The 13,635-nt window shown below is 68.1% G+C and carries 14 protein-coding genes; 2 read left to right on the top strand and 12 right to left on the bottom strand.

The window, feature by feature from the left end; genetic code table 11:
* Positions 1–264 precede the first annotated feature (264 nt).
* Together AC5RUK_RS07145 and AC5RUK_RS07140 are read left to right on the top strand one after the other, a co-directional pair.
* The gene (locus AC5RUK_RS07145) at positions 265–1,440 is read left to right on the top strand and encodes a VOC family protein (RefSeq protein WP_494151744.1); all 1,176 of its coding nucleotides are present in this window, start codon (positions 265–267) and stop codon (positions 1,438–1,440) included.
* Positions 1,441–1,544: 104 nt separating this feature from the next.
* Positions 1,545–2,138, top strand: a complete 594-nt coding sequence (locus AC5RUK_RS07140; protein WP_494151743.1) for a GNAT family N-acetyltransferase — start codon at positions 1,545–1,547, stop codon at positions 2,136–2,138.
* A 1,037-nt stretch (positions 2,139–3,175) separates the two neighbouring features.
* Here AC5RUK_RS07140 and AC5RUK_RS07135 read toward each other — a convergent pair.
* The 12 genes from AC5RUK_RS07135 to flgB all read right to left on the bottom strand — a co-directional run bounded on the left by AC5RUK_RS07135 (position 3,176) and on the right by flgB (position 13,588).
* Positions 3,176–4,348 carry a flagellar hook protein FlgE gene (locus tag AC5RUK_RS07135; protein WP_493989315.1) on the bottom strand — a complete coding sequence of 391 codons (1,173 nt, stop codon included), beginning with the start codon at positions 4,346–4,348 and terminating at the stop codon, positions 3,176–3,178.
* A 90-nt stretch (positions 4,349–4,438) separates the two neighbouring features.
* Positions 4,439–4,990, bottom strand: a complete 552-nt coding sequence (locus AC5RUK_RS07130) for a flagellar hook assembly protein FlgD (protein WP_494151742.1) — start codon at positions 4,988–4,990, stop codon at positions 4,439–4,441.
* Positions 4,991–5,003: 13 nt separating this feature from the next.
* A complete protein-coding gene (locus AC5RUK_RS07125) occupies positions 5,004–6,632 on the bottom strand; it encodes a flagellar hook-length control protein FliK (RefSeq protein ID WP_494151741.1) in 1,629 nt (542 codons plus the stop codon).
* Positions 6,629–7,507: a C40 family peptidase gene (locus AC5RUK_RS07120; RefSeq protein WP_493989318.1), complete on the bottom strand. Its 879-nt coding sequence runs from the start codon at positions 7,505–7,507 to the stop codon at positions 6,629–6,631. The genes AC5RUK_RS07125 and AC5RUK_RS07120 overlap by 4 nt, the downstream gene beginning before the upstream one ends.
* Positions 7,504–7,926, bottom strand: a complete 423-nt coding sequence (locus AC5RUK_RS07115; protein WP_493989319.1) for a flagellar FliJ family protein — start codon at positions 7,924–7,926, stop codon at positions 7,504–7,506. Before AC5RUK_RS07115 ends, AC5RUK_RS07120 begins: the two co-directional genes overlap by 4 nt.
* 2 nt (positions 7,927–7,928) lie before the next feature.
* Positions 7,929–9,257 (bottom strand): FliI/YscN family ATPase, encoded by a 1,329-nt coding sequence (locus AC5RUK_RS07110; RefSeq protein ID WP_493989320.1) that lies wholly within the window; start codon positions 9,255–9,257, stop codon positions 7,929–7,931.
* Positions 9,254–9,910: a FliH/SctL family protein gene (locus AC5RUK_RS07105; protein ID WP_494151740.1), complete on the bottom strand. Its 657-nt coding sequence runs from the start codon at positions 9,908–9,910 to the stop codon at positions 9,254–9,256. The genes AC5RUK_RS07110 and AC5RUK_RS07105 overlap by 4 nt, the downstream gene beginning before the upstream one ends.
* Positions 9,900–10,919 carry a flagellar motor switch protein FliG gene (gene fliG, locus AC5RUK_RS07100; protein WP_493989322.1) on the bottom strand — a complete coding sequence of 340 codons (1,020 nt, stop codon included), beginning with the start codon at positions 10,917–10,919 and terminating at the stop codon, positions 9,900–9,902. Before fliG ends, AC5RUK_RS07105 begins: the two co-directional genes overlap by 11 nt.
* Positions 10,916–12,550 (bottom strand): flagellar basal-body MS-ring/collar protein FliF, encoded by a 1,635-nt coding sequence (gene fliF, locus AC5RUK_RS07095; RefSeq protein ID WP_494151739.1) that lies wholly within the window; start codon positions 12,548–12,550, stop codon positions 10,916–10,918. The genes fliG and fliF overlap by 4 nt, the downstream gene beginning before the upstream one ends.
* Complete coding sequence (gene fliE / locus AC5RUK_RS07090; protein WP_494151738.1) at positions 12,550–12,855, bottom strand: flagellar hook-basal body complex protein FliE; 306 nt, start codon at positions 12,853–12,855, stop codon at positions 12,550–12,552. Before fliE ends, fliF begins: the two co-directional genes overlap by 1 nt.
* Complete coding sequence (locus tag AC5RUK_RS07085; RefSeq protein WP_493989325.1) at positions 12,855–13,247, bottom strand: flagellar basal body rod protein FlgC; 393 nt, start codon at positions 13,245–13,247, stop codon at positions 12,855–12,857. Before AC5RUK_RS07085 ends, fliE begins: the two co-directional genes overlap by 1 nt.
* Positions 13,247–13,588 (bottom strand): flagellar basal body rod protein FlgB, encoded by a 342-nt coding sequence (gene flgB, locus AC5RUK_RS07080; RefSeq protein ID WP_493989326.1) that lies wholly within the window; start codon positions 13,586–13,588, stop codon positions 13,247–13,249. Before flgB ends, AC5RUK_RS07085 begins: the two co-directional genes overlap by 1 nt.
* Positions 13,589–13,635: the final 47 nt, after the last annotated feature.

The raw sequence follows: 13,635 nt of genomic DNA, 5'->3' as shown, positions 1-13,635 counted from the left end.
CGCCCGCTTTCCGTGCCCCGAACGCAAGCGCAAGAAGGGGCCGGGATAAGCAGGGACGACGGACTGAAGGCGTCCCCCAGCTTCCAACGCCGAGCACCGATCAGGGCAATGGCACCTCCGTGGGCCGAGGCGATAACGATCGTGCGGAGCGCTCCGTCGCCCCAGAAATACGGCAGGCTGAGCGCGCCGGCCAGCAGCGGTTCGCCGAGGCCGACCGCCACTATCCGGAAGAGGATCGTCCGGAATGGGCGTACAGTGCCGGGTATGACACAGATCGGAACGGATTGGCGGGTGGTCGACGGCGTTGCCACGGCATGGTTCAACGCGCCTTCAATGATCGAGGGAGCTGCGCTGGCCGCGCGCATCGTGGAGTTGTCGCCCGGGATAATGATCGACCTACGCCCGACGGGCATGCGCGTGCGCCTAGAATCAGACGGTCACGCCGAGGCAGTGTCAGCGGTCGCGCGGGATCTCGGCCTGGCGGCGAACCCTGCCGCCCTACAGCACCTAAGCGTCGTATTCGAATCCGCAAACCCGTCTGGTGTGAGGCGGTTCTGGCAGCACGTGCTCGGCTACGCGCCCGCGGAGGACGGCGGTTTGGCCGATCCGTTGCGGCGCGACCCCGCGATACGGATCCGACAGTCGAGCGAGCCACGGCCGTTGCGAAACCGCATCCACCTCGACGTGGTGCGGCCTGCCGAGGCGGTCGAGCAGGCGAGTCCTGGGGAGGCATCGGGACCGTTCGGGGTCTGTCACACCGACCCAGACGGCAACGAAGTCGACCTGGTACCGGGCGCGGCGCTCGGCGAGAGGAACGGGACAGCCGACTGGCAGGCGGTGTTCAGCGCGATGGCGTGCTACCGCACCACCTCGCCGACCCAGCAGCGTGACCTGGCCGCAGCAGCAGCAGCGCTGGCCGAAGACACTGGCTTCCCGCTGCTGATCGACCTCCGCCCGGGGCTCGTAATCATCGACAGCGGGAAGGACCAGTGGGAAGACACTACCCACGGCCTCGAACTCGACTTCACCGACCTCGCCGAAAACCTCCAGACCGCTGCACGCGAACTCGGTGCCACTGCGGATCCGGGGCTACCCCGCTTCGCTCAGCTCTTCCTCGACGCCGCCGACGTCGCCGCCGTCCGCGCATTCTGGGTTGCCGCACTCGGATACACCCCTGACCAGCGAGTCGGAGCCAGCGACATCCACGATCCGCAGCGGCTGAACCCGTTGCTGGTGTTCCAAGAGCTCGACCCTTCCGAAACGGAGCGGCGCCGGCAGCGCAACCGCATCCACTTCGAGCTCGCTGTGCCGTCGGACCTTGCGCAGACGCGCTTTGCCACGACGATCGCAGCAGGTGGCAGGCTCCTTGACGAGTCGGAGGATCGCTGGCGGGTCGCCGACCCCGAAGGCAACGAGATGGTGATCGTCAGTGGTGTATGAGCTCGCGTTACTCCGATTGATCGAGTCCGACCTGCCGCCCATTCTTGGCAGCGACCTGGGAAAGTTCCGGCTAGGCGGACGTAGATCGTCCGCATGACGTGCTAATGATCGGAGACATGGTGACAAGTGGCTACACGATTCAGCCGTTGACCGCTTACACGTGGAACGCGTTCGCCGACTTGGTGGAGCGGCACAACGGGATCTTCAGTGGGTGCTGGTGCATCTACTTTCACCCCGGCTGTGCCGAGCGGGGGCAGAGCTACGAGGGTAACCGCGCGCTGAAGAAACGGCTGATCGAGACCGGACAGGCTCATGCGGCGCTGGTGATGGTTGGCGATGAGGCGATCGCGTGGGCAGAGTACGGCACTCCGGATGAGCTGCCGACCATCCATCACCGCAAGCAGTACCTCGCCGAGGCCGACGTCATTCCCGACTACCGCATCACATGCATCTTCGTTGACAAGCGTCACCGCGGACAGGGCTACGCCAAGATGGCTCTGGCCGGTGCACTCGATCTGATTGCAGCCCAGGGTGGCGGTGTGGTCGAGGGATACCCACACGAGATCGGTGAGAACAGGATGAACAACTCCTTCGTCTACAACGGCACACGCACGATGTACGAGCAAGCCGGCTTCGAATTCGTCCGCTCCAAAGGGATAAAGAACACCGTCATGCGCCGCACCATCCAGCCTGCCTAAACATGCTTCAGCTGGGCGGCGCGCAGCACTGAATTCCAAGCCACTGAGTTCGCGCCGGTTTCGGAACCCCCTGCACGGCGTGAGCGCCGCCTGTTGCCCAGTCCAGACGGCATCAGCCTGGACTACACCACGACGGATCCATGAGCGTCAGTTCAACTGGTGAAGCGTCCCGGTTGAAACGAGCGTCTTTGCCGTACCTTCAGGGGTGGGTCAGAAGGCAAGCCGCTAGCAGGCTAGGGAGACTCCGGCTTGCCGTCCCACTCCACAGCGGGGGCGAACGCATCGAACGGGCCGGTGTTTGCGGAACGTACAGCCTCGACCATGGCTGTGAAGTTTGCGATCGCACTGGTGACTTTGTCTCGCGACTTGAGGCCCTGATCTGTGGCATCTGATGGTTGCCCCGTGAAAAGTTGCCTCCTGCTTAGAGACCATAGTCGTCGAGTGATCGGTCAAGGCATTTGACGCAAATACGCTGACGTCATCGACGCCGAGACGCAGTTCCGCAACGAAAAGTAGTAGCGCATTAGGGTCGTGGGCGTGGAGGTCTTCGCGAGAGTTGTAGGCAGCGAAAGCTGGTCTTGCAGCCCCCAATTCCATCGACAACACGCTAATCGTGGCTTGGTCCCCCTGTGTAGTCATGCTTCCCGGTATGCCGGAGATGTGAGTGTGCTCGTCTCATCGCGGGTCGGCGTGGTGGCCCGGAACCTTTGGCTCTTGTGCCCCCGGTACGGGCATGTACCTCAGCCAGCCAGGACGTGGGGTCAGGTTCGACCAATCCGTCCACGGTGAGCACTGGCGAGCGGACCGGGAGTATGTCCAGTGGGGGCACCCCCAGCTCGTGCTCGATAATGGAGGCGTCCCACGCGCCGCCTTGCACGATCCTCGATCGCGGCATACGTTTCCCTTTCACCCCGCCAGTAAGTCTCGGGATGAGTGTAATGCTGTAATACAAAGGGAGACACCCCTGTTCCGGACTTAGGTCCGAAGCAGGGGTGTACCTGGGTTCATTTAGGAGACAGGGTCTAGCTTCCGGACCCTTAGCGCTTCAGGTTGGTCAGTTCCTGCAGCACCTCGTCGGAGGTGGTGATGATGCGGGCATTGGCCTGGAAGCCGCGCTGCGCGACGATCAAGTTGGTGAATTCCTGCGACAGGTCCACGTTGGACATTTCCAGCGAGCCGCCGGAGAGCGTACCAAGTCCGCCTGTTCCGGCAGTTCCCAGCTCAACCTGGCCGGAGTTGGCAGTTGCACGGTACGACGACGAACCCGCCTTTTCGAGGCCTCCCGGGTTGGTGAAGTTGGCCAGTGCAACTCGGCCAACGACAGCCTGGTCACCGTTACTAAAGGATCCCATGAGTGTGCCATTCGGGCTCATGGTGAAGGATTCAAGGGTTCCGGCCGCACGACCGTTCTGACTGTCGAAGCCAACGGTAGTCATGCCTGCGTAACCGCTGAGACCCGTCAGATTAACGTTGATGCCGTCAACCGCCATGGGGCCGCTTGGCGTCAGGACGCCGTTCCCGTTGAGCGCAAGCGATGCACCGACAGTCCCGCTGCCGGTCTTGGAGACATCCCAGCCGTTTGCTGTGCGAGTGAAAGTCAGGGAGAGGCTGGCCTTGGTGCCATCCGCCGTAAAGACCTCAACATCGCGGACAAGGGCATCAGCAGTTTTTGCATCAGAAGGAAGATTGCCGGCCAAGACTGCCTCGGAAGTGGCACGGGCCTTTGAAATGGCGTCAGGAGAAAGATCGATGGCGCCAATGGGTCCGCCGACGGGCATGTTTCCGTCGGCATCGGCCATCCAGCCCTGCAGGATGGCCCCGTCCGGGGAGACGAGGCGCCCCATGGAATCGAGTTCGAAGGCGCCGGCGCGGGTGTAAAGCTGTTCGCCGCCCTTGGTGGTGACGAAGAAGCCGTCACCGGAGATCATCATGTCGGTGGCCTTGCCCGTGGCCTGCGAGGAGCCCTGGGTGAAGTTGGTGGAGATGCCGGCCACCTGCACGCCGAGTCCCACCTGTGCCGGGTTGGTGCCGCCGGCCTGGGCCTGCGGGCCGCCTGCGCCCTGGGTCATCTGGGACAGGGTGTCCTGGAACTGGACGGAGGAGGCCTTGAAGCCGGTGGTGTTGACGTTGGCGATGTTGTTGCCGGTGACATCAAGCATGGTCTGGTGGGAGCGGAGTCCGGAAATTCCGGAGTAGAGCGAGCGGAGCATGTTCAGCGCCTTTCGGATCGTGGAACGGACGAGTAATTCAGTGATTGGGAAATTTCGGTGGCGGCACAAGCCGGCTTAGGGGGCAGCATCTCAGGCGGCGGCACCCCCGGTGGTACCGGCGGCGCTGACCGCGGCGTTGGCGCCCGGCGCATCGGTGCCGCTGGCGCCCGAGGAGGCACCGGCGTCGTTAGTGGCTTCACCAGATCCCGACTCCCCCGGCGCGCCGGCGGCGGTGATCCCGGCGACCAGATCCAGCGAGATCTCCCGGCCGTCGACGATCACCTGCGGGACCGGCCCGGCATAGGACACAGAGGTGGCGGTGCCGGTGACCAGGGATCCGTCCGCGCCGTAGTAGCTGACCTCGCGGCCCACCAGCGCCGCGGCGACGCCGCGCATCTGCAGGGAGAAGTTCTCCTCGCTCGTGGTGGTCATGGTGGCGATGCTTTCCATCATGGCCAGCTGCGTGGACTGGGAGATCATCTGGTTGGTATCCATCGGCGAGCTGGGGTCCTGGTTCTGCAGCTGGGTGACCAGCAGGTGCATGAACATCTCGCCGTCCATGGTCTGTTTCGGCGCTCGGACCGGCGGGGTGGTGTACGTCGGGGCGACTGAGCCAACGGGTGGGATGGAGTCGGTGGGCATGGTTCTCCTTGTCTCAGGCCAGCACGTCGAGGTTGGTCGAAATCCCGTAGGGACGTCTCAGGGCGGATGGGTCGGTGGTGTCCGGGGCCGCGTCGGCGGCGGTTCCGGTGGTTGCGCCGGGGCGGCCTTCCTGTCCCTGCGGGCCGCCGGAGGGCCGGCCGTCGGGGCCGAACTGCATGCCCGGGCGCGCATCGTTCGGGCGGTTCTGGTTGGACAGGTCCAGGTTGGCGTTCAGGCCGGTGGCGGCAAGATCGCGCTTCAGGTCCGCCATGACGGCGCGCAAGGCGTCGCGGCCGGCGTCGTTCGGCGCGAAGAGCTCCACGCGGACGCCCTCCCCCGTCACGTGGGCGCGGACGGTGACAGGGCCCAAGTTGTCCGGCGTCACGCTGATGGTCATCACGTGCTCGCCGGGCTTGGCCTGCGCGAGCGTAAAGAGCGGGCGGGCCACCTGGGCGGTGAACGGCAACTGCTGGTGCGTTGGGACGGGAGCAGCGGCTGTGGCGGGAGCGGCGGCCGCCGGCTGGGACGCCGGGACCGGCTGTGCGGCGACCGGCACCTGGATGCCCGGCTGCAACTGTTCGGTCTCGCCGCGCACCGCGCTGGCCGTGGCTGTGGCGGCCGGCGCCGTTGGGGCTCCGCCTTGGGCCGGAGTGCCCGGCGCGGGTTGTCCGGGAAGTACGACGCCGGTGGGCGGCTTCGTGGGGACGGTTGCCTGGGCTGCGGGCTGGGTGGGAACCGGTTGCGCGACCGGGCCAGCCGCCTGGTTCTGCACTGCGTCGCCTGGCCCGGCCGCCGGCGCGACGCCGGCTCCGGTCGAGGGGGTGGCCGCGGCGGCTGCCCCTGTTCCGGCGGCCTGTCCGAGTGCACCCGCTGCGGTTGCGGCAGAGTTCGCCAGTGCAGATGCCGGATTTCCTGCGCCCTGTTCGGCCACGTTCTCTCCGTGAACAGCGCTCACGGCGGACGGGGCATCAGCCAAGGTTGCGGTTGCTCCAGCGCGGGGAGCGGCCAGGCCAACCGGGCTGTGGGCCCCGGCGGATGCTCCGGCGCCGCCTGCGGGACCGGCGACCGAGGCGGGCCAGCCGCCGGCAATGCCGATCGTGCCGGTGCCGCTGGTCGAGCCAATGCCGGTGCCAATCGAAGTGCCCGCTCCGGCGGCCTGCTGGCTTCCGGTCGCGGCGCCACCTGGCACCGGGGACCGGCCAGCCTCGCCATTTTCTTCGGCGATCGCAGTTCCGGCGCTGGTCGCATCTCCGGCGGTGAGGCCCTGGCCGGCAGCGAGCGGCCAGGATGCCGGGGCACCGCCGAGACCAGCAACTGCCGCTGCCGGATCAGTCGCTGCAGCGTCGCGGGAAGGACCGGCTGCGGACTCGGCCGCGCCGGTGCCCGGCTGCGATGCTGCACCCCGGGCGGTTTCGGTCGGGGCGGTTCCGGCCGCCCCGGCGGCGCCCGCGTGAGTCGTCGTGCCCCCGGCGGAGGGAGCGCCGTCGTGCTTGGAGCGCTTGGCGGAAGCAACGGAACCTTGCTGCAGCGCATCCTGCATTGCGGCATCGAAACCGGGAGAGGAGGACCGCGGGGCGGACGGCCCGCCGGAACGGGCGGAGGCCGCCGGGGCGATGGGCTGGGAGTTCACGGGCAGGCTCATGCGGTGCGGCCCTTCGCCATGGCCGCCTGGGCGGTGGCCAGCAGGTCGGTCAACTGTCCGGCACCGTTGGAGCCCTGGCCGCCGGTGAGCGAGGCCAGTCCGGTGTTGCCGGTCTGGCCGGAGAGCATGGCGGTGATCGCGCCGGACGTGCCGTTCTGCCCGGTGAGCATCGAGGTCAGCCCGGTGGACGTGGAGAGCTGCGCGGCGGCGATCAGGTCGGTCAGCGCGGTCTGCTGGTCTGCGCTCAACCCGGCGGGGCCGGCAGCCAAGCCGGAACCGGCGCCGGCAGGCTGGACAGATGACTCCTCGGGCAGGATGCGGCGGATGGTGGTGAGGTTGGAATCGTTCTCCCAGGCGTCGCGGACCTTGATGGTGTCGCCGGGCTGCGGGGCGTCGATGGCCTTGCCGTTGCCCAGGTAGATGGAGACGTGGCCGCCGTCGAACGAGAAGAGCAGGTCGCCGGGCTTGGCGTCGGCCATGGAAGCCACCGGAGTGCCTTCCTTCATCTGGTCCCAGGTGACGCGCGGCAGGTCGATGCCGATGTCCCGGAAGGCGTGCTGCACGAAGGACGAGCAGTCGAGGCCGACGGACGCGTCGTTGCCGCCCCAGACGTAGGGCAGGCCCACGTACTTCTCCGTGGCCTTGATCAGCTCGGCAGCGGTCCCGGTCGCGGCGGCGGTTCCGCCCGCGGCGCCGGCAGCGGGGGTCTGGGCTGCTGCCGTCAGCGCGTCGGCAAACGCGCTTGCCGTGGTGCCGCCCGTGCTGCTGCCCGCGGTCGCACGGGACGCGGCCTCCGCGGCGACGGGAGGCTGGGCGAGCTGGGTCAGCGTGGACTGGATCTGCTGGATCCGCCCGAGGGTATCCGTCATGCTCATCGTCCGTCGCCGCCTCGGGCGCCGGTGGACAGCTCGTCCAGCACCAGCTGCTCGCGCCGCAGTTCTTCGAACGCCTCGGCCGCGAGGTGCCGGGTCTCGAGCTTCTCCAGGCCCACGGACTGCTTGCGCACGGCGAGGAACTCCTGCTGCGCCTGCTGCGCCTCGTTCTGCCGGGCCCGGTCCAGGTTTTCCAGATCGGCCAGCATGCTGCGCGAGGCGGAGCGGGCGGCGGCCACGGCGTGCAGGGTGGCCGCATCGGAAACTTCGCTCATGATCTCGCCCAGCTCGTCGCGGGCCGCCACCACCCGGGCGCCGGACTCGCGGGCACGGTGATTCGCGGCGGCGAGGTTGCCCGCGGCCTGGTCCTGCTGTAGCTGGCGCAGCCGCAGCAGCCCGGCCAGGGGGAAGGATCGTGCCATCTCTACATACCTCCAAGGGTGCGGGCCAGGCGGTTCAGTTGCTCCCACGACTGCGCGGCAGGCGTCTGGTCATCCATCCGCTGCTGCAGGAACAGGTTGATGTCGTCTTCGTGCTGCACGGCCGCGTCCACCAGCGGGTTGGAGCCGGGCTGGTAGGCGCCCACGTCCAGCAGGTCCTGCGCGGCCTTGCGGGCCGCCAGCACCTTGCGCACTGCGCCCGCGGCGCGGGAGTTCTCCGGGCTGTTGACCTTGGATGCCACGCGGGAGATCGAGCCGAGCGGGTCCACGGACGGGTAGTGCCCGGAGACGGCCAGCTTGCGGTCCAGCACCACGTGCCCGTCCAGGATGGAGCGGGCGGAGTCGGCGATCGGTTCGTTGTGGTCGTCGCCGTCCACCAGCACGGTGTACATCCCGGTCACGGAACCGGTTTCGGCGGTGCCGGCGCGTTCCAGCAGCCGGGCCAGCAGGGAGAAGGTCGACGGCGGATAGCCTCGGGTGGCCGGCGGCTCGCCGACGGAGAGGCCGATCTCGCGCTGGGCCATCGCCACGCGGGTCAGCGAGTCCATCATCAGCATCACGTCCGCCCCGCGGTCGCGGAACGATTCGGCAATCCGGGTGGCGGTGAACGCGGCGCGCAGCCGCATCAACGCCGGTTCGTCGGAGGTGGAGACCACCACGATGGACCGGGCCAACCCGGCCTCGCCGAGGTCGTCTTCGAGGAATTCGCGGACTTCACGCCCGCGCTCCCCGACCAGCGCGATCACGGAGACCTCGGCGTCGGTGCCGCGGGCGATCATGGACAGCAGCGAGGACTTGCCCACGCCGGAGCCGGCAAACAGGCCCATGCGCTGGCCCTTGCCCACGGTGGTGAGCGTGTCCAGCACGCGCACGCCCAGCTGCAGGGGCGTGTCGATCCGCGCGCGGTGCATGGCGGACGGGGTGTCGTTGTCCAGCGGGACCAGCGAGTCGAAAACCAGCGGCCCCTTGCCGTCGATCGGCCGGCCCATCCCGTCCAGCACCCGGCCGAACAGCCCGTTGCCGGTGGGCACCAGCACCGGGGCTCCCTTGGCCTTGGCCGGGGTGCCGGTATTGATCCCGGTGAGGCGGCCCAGCGGCATGCAGCGGATGCTGTCCCGGCCGGTGGCCACGACCTCGGCCTCCACGCCCTGGCCGTCGCCGATGAGCACCAGGTCACCGATGGCGCAATCCAGCCCAATGATTTCGACGCCGAGGCCCACCACCGAGGACACCATCCCGTAGCGCTGGGGCCGGGCTGCTGCCAGCGCGTCGGCGAACCGGTCGGCGCGGGGGCGCCAGGCGACGGCGGTCACTGCCGGGCCTCCAGCAGCGCAGCCTTGGCGCGGGCCAGCGCGGTGCCGATTCGCGCGTCCAGGAAGCCGTCGGCAAACTCGGTGACGGCGTCCCCCGGCGCGAGTGACGGATCGGGGCTGAAGCCCACGCCGGCCTGCTCGCGCATTTCCGGCGCGAGCATGGTCAGGTCGGTCGGGTTCATCCGGACGGTGTGCACGCGGGAGGCATCCACCCCGGCCATTGCCCGGGTGAGGGCCGAACGGGCGGAGGCTGCGCCGTCGGACAATTCATGGCCCAGGATGGCTTCCGCCAGTTCCATGGCCGCGGCGGCCAACGTGTCCTGCGCGGCGGCCAGCACGGGTGCCGCGCGTTCTTCCAGCGCACGGGTGGCCGCGCCCAGCGCGGCCACTGCCTGCTGCACGCGGGCGCGGGCGTCCGCCATCGCGGCGGCGTGGTCCTGCTCCATCGCCAGCTGGCGTTCGCGCATCAGCTGAGCGCCTTCGCGCATGCCGGCGGTGTAGCCGGCGGCGTGGCCGCGGACCTTGGCTTGTTCGAGCGCCTTTTCCTGCGAGTCGTCGCTGCGCAGTTCCGTGTAGCGCAGTTTGGCGAAGGCCCCGGCACCGGTGCCCAGCTCGGGGAAACTCATCCTGGAGAACGCGGCGTCAGTAGACATATTCGTCCTCCTCCGCAGCGCGCTGCACCGTGATGATGCCGCTGGCCTCGAGCTCGCGGATCGAGCGGACGATGTCCGCCCGTGCCTCTTCGATCTGCGACATGCGCAGCGGTCCGGTGGCTTTGATCTCGTCGTCGAGGATGTCGCGGTTGCGTTCGGAAACGTTCTTGCGGATCAGCTCGGTGACCGGTTCGCTGGCGCCCTTCATGGCCACCGCGAGCACCGCGATCTCGATGCCGCGCAGCACCTGCTGCACGTCGCGCGGTTCCAGCTTGGTGATGTCTTCGAAGGTGAGCATCCGGGAGCGGACTTCCTCCGCCAGCTCCGGATCGCGTTCCTCCAGGGCCTCCAGCAGCGCGCGTTCGGTGGCAACGTCCGCGCGGTTGATGATGTCCACCAGCGGCCCGACGCCGCCCACCACTTCCACCTGCTGGCGGGGTACGACGGCGCCGGCCCTCACCTTGAGCGTGTCCGCCACAATCGAGACGGCTTCGGGGGTGGCGGTTCCCATGGTGGCGATGCACTGCGCCACCTCCGGCCGCACCGAATCCTCCAGCCCGGCGATCACCGTGGATGCCAGCTCCGGGCGCACATGCGCCAGCACCAGCGCGATGGTCTGCGGGATTTCACCGTTCAGCAGCGTGATCAGCTGGGTGGGGTCGGCGTCATCCAGGAACTCGAAGGGTTTCCCGGCCATGGACGTGGCCAGCCGGTCGAGCACGCCCGCGGCCTTTTCCGCGCCGAAGGAGGCGGCCAGCAATCCGGCGGCGAACTCCTTGCCGCCGCGGGGCCGGCGCCGGCCCTTGACCGTCATGTCGTGGAATTCCTTGAACGCTTCCTCGGCAGCCTCGGGGTCCACCCTGCCCATGCTCACGAGCTCGGCGGTGATCAGTTCGGCCTCGGCCTCGCTGAAGCGCCTCATGACCTCGGCGGCCCGGGCCTGTTCCATCTGCATCAGCACCACCGCCACCTTCTGGGTGCCGGTCAACGTGGTCAGTAACTCGCTCATGCGTTCTGCTTGTCATCCATCAGGGAGCGCAGGAAGTCAGCGGTCTTGTCCGGTTCCTGGGCGGCCAGGGCGTCGATTTCTGCCCGCTTGCGGTTCATTTCCTTCTGCTCGTCGGACAGCTCCGGCGGGCCGGCGAGCTCAAGCGCGGTGGTGTTCGGGCCGGTGACCACGGGGATCGGTTCCGGCACGATGATGGGCTTCGCCGCAAGCTGCAGGTCCTGGGGGGCCTCGATTTCGGGCTGGAAATCCTGCAGCTCGCCCAGGTCCACCGGCTCGCGGTTCTGCCGGCGGGACCAGCGGGCGTAGACCAGCAGCGCGATGATCACCAGCAGGATGATGCCGGCGGTGATGATGGCGGTGCGGATCAGCTCGGCCTGGCGGGCAGCTTCCTCGGCGGCCTGCGCGGCGGCCAGCGCCTCGGCGGCCTCCTGCGCCCCGGCGGTGTTGAACGGCACGAGTTCGACCGTGACCTCGTCCCCGCGGTCGGCGTTGATGCCGGCGGCGGTGGTCACCAGGCCTTCGATGTTGGCGACGTTCAGGGCGCCGGCGGCGTCGGCGTCCAAGGCCACGGATACGGTCTGGCGGTTGATCGCCCCGGCCGGGATCGCGCGAGTCTCGGTCACCTTGTTCAGGGCGTTGTTCTTGGTCTCCGACTCGGAGGTGAAGGTACCGTCGCCGCCGGTGTTGCCCGGTACGGCGATGTTGTCCGGGCCCAGCACGCCGGCCGCTCCCCCGCCGGTTCCCTCGTACTCTTCGGTCTGCGTGGACTCGTTCAGGGCCGGTGCGCCGTCCGGCGTCGTGAAGGTCTCTTCCACGCGCTCGGCGGACTCGTAGTTCATGTCCGCGGCAACCACCACGGAGGAATTGCCGGGCCCGACCACTTGGTCCAGCATGCTCTGGACCGAGGCACGGACACGCTCTTCGTAGTCGGAGGCCTGCTTGTCCGCGGAACCGGTGGCGCCCACGCCCACGGCGGAGAGCACGGTGCCGGCGGCGTCGATGACGGCGACGTTCTCCGGCTTCATGCCGTCGATCGAGGCGGAGGTGAGGTGGACGATGGCCTGGACCTTGTCGGCGGACAGGGTGGTCTTTTGGGTGTCCACGAACACGGAGGCGGTGGCCTCGCCCTTCTCGGCGACGAAGACCGTCTCCTCCGGGATGGCCAGCCGTACGGAAGCGGTCTTGACGCCGTCGAGCGCCTCGATGGTGGACGCCAGTTCGCCTTCCAAGGCCCGCTTGTAGGTGACGGACTGCTGGAACTCGGAGGAGGTCACGCCCATGTCGTCCAGCAGCGAGTAGCCGCCGGTGGACGAGCTCGGCAGGCCGGCCGCGGCGGCCTTGAGCCGCTGGTCGTAGACCTTCTCCTCGGGCACCATGATGGTCCCGCCGCCGTTGGTCAATTCGTACGGCACGCCGTCGGTGCGCAGCTGCTCCACGATGGTGTTGGCGTCGGCCGCGGCCAGCCCGGAGAACAGCGGGGTGTAGGAGGGCTTGGATGCCCATGTCGTCAGGGCGGCAATGCCGAGCACGACGACGGCGATGCCGATGATCGCGATGGTGCGCTGGGCGACGGTGAACTCGCTGACCGTTTTGCCCAGCTTCGAGAACCAGGAGGAGACCTTGCCGGGCATCAGGCCTGCATCCTCATGATCTCGTTGAAGGCGTCAACGCCCTTGTTCCGGACGGCGGCCACGAGTTCTAGCGTCACGGCGGCGCGGGTGGAGGCCAGGGTAGCGTTGTGGATGTCGTTCAGGTCGCCGGTAACGGCCTGGATGGCCAGCTCATTGGACGTGGACTGCAGCTGCTGCAGGTTGTCGATGGCACCGGTCAGGGAGGTGGCGAAGCCGACGCCGTCGGTGGCCTGCGGGGCTTCGGCGGCCGGCAGGTAGCCGGTGCCCTCGACGCCTTGGATCGGGGGGATGGATGACAGCGGCATCAGTTGCGTCCAATCTGGAGGGCGGCCTCGTAGGTCGTCTTCGCCCGGTCCACCACGGCCGCGTTGGCCTGGTAGCCGCGCTGGGCCAGGATCAGGTTGCCCATCTGCTGGGACAGGTCGATGTCCGGGTAGCGGACGTAGCCGTCCTCGTCCGCCAGCGGGTGGTCGGGCTCATGGACCATGCGGCCCTCGGCCTCGCCGAATTCGGCCCCGGCCACGTACACGCCGGAGACGTCTTGGCCTTCCTGGGCGATCACGTAGCGGGCCTGGAAGGCCGCCCCGTCGGTGCTGGTGGCGTTGTTCGCGTTGGCCAGGTTGTCGGAGACTGCGTCCAGCCACTTGCGGTGGACGGTCAGGCCGGTGCCGGCGATTCCAATGGCGTCGAAAGTCATCAGTTGGTCCTCATCGCCGTGCGGACGCCGCTGAAAGGACTTTCCGCGGCACGGGCTGCAAACTGGTAGCGCAGCACTGTTTCAATGTTGGAGAGCGTCTCGGTATCCAGGTTGACGTTGCTGCCGTCCAACCGGGTGGGCTCCAGCGAGCGGTCCATCGTGGCGCTGGCGCTGCCGTTCCCGCGGGCCACCGATGTCGCCAGCGCTTCCTCGAACTGGACGCGCTGTGCGTGGTAGCCGGGGGTATTGACGTTCGCGATGTTGTTGGCGATGGCACGCTGGCGCATGGCGAGACCGTCCAGGGCGCTCTGCATGGCAGCCCCCGTCACAGATTCGAACACAGCAAAGACCCGTCTTACTACTGGCATGTGGGCGGCCGATCCATGGC

The sequence above is a fragment of the Arthrobacter sp. Y3223065 genome (assembly GCF_059090885.1).
This window is presented reverse-complemented; position numbering and strand designations above follow the sequence as displayed.

Excerpts from the sequence above, each read along its gene's own strand:
- AC5RUK_RS07145 (WP_494151744.1), top strand. The coding sequence starts at position 265 with ATGACACAGATCGGAACGGATTGGCGGGTGGTCGACGGCGTTGCCACG.
- AC5RUK_RS07140 (WP_494151743.1), top strand. The coding sequence starts at position 1,545 with ATGATCGGAGACATGGTGACAAGTGGCTACACGATTCAGCCGTTGACC.
- AC5RUK_RS07135 (WP_493989315.1), bottom strand. The coding sequence starts at position 4,348 with ATGCTCCGCTCGCTCTACTCCGGAATTTCCGGACTCCGCTCCCACCAG.
- AC5RUK_RS07130 (WP_494151742.1), bottom strand. The coding sequence starts at position 4,990 with ATGCCCACCGACTCCATCCCACCCGTTGGCTCAGTCGCCCCGACGTAC.
- AC5RUK_RS07125 (WP_494151741.1), bottom strand. The coding sequence starts at position 6,632 with ATGAGCCTGCCCGTGAACTCCCAGCCCATCGCCCCGGCGGCCTCCGCC.
- AC5RUK_RS07120 (WP_493989318.1), bottom strand. The coding sequence starts at position 7,507 with ATGAGCATGACGGATACCCTCGGGCGGATCCAGCAGATCCAGTCCACG.
- AC5RUK_RS07115 (WP_493989319.1), bottom strand. The coding sequence starts at position 7,926 with ATGGCACGATCCTTCCCCCTGGCCGGGCTGCTGCGGCTGCGCCAGCTA.
- AC5RUK_RS07105 (WP_494151740.1), bottom strand. The coding sequence starts at position 9,910 with ATGTCTACTGACGCCGCGTTCTCCAGGATGAGTTTCCCCGAGCTGGGC.
- fliG (WP_493989322.1), bottom strand. The coding sequence starts at position 10,919 with ATGAGCGAGTTACTGACCACGTTGACCGGCACCCAGAAGGTGGCGGTG.
- fliF (WP_494151739.1), bottom strand. The coding sequence starts at position 12,550 with ATGCCCGGCAAGGTCTCCTCCTGGTTCTCGAAGCTGGGCAAAACGGTC.
- fliE (WP_494151738.1), bottom strand. The coding sequence starts at position 12,855 with ATGCCGCTGTCATCCATCCCCCCGATCCAAGGCGTCGAGGGCACCGGC.
- AC5RUK_RS07085 (WP_493989325.1), bottom strand. The coding sequence starts at position 13,247 with ATGACTTTCGACGCCATTGGAATCGCCGGCACCGGCCTGACCGTCCAC.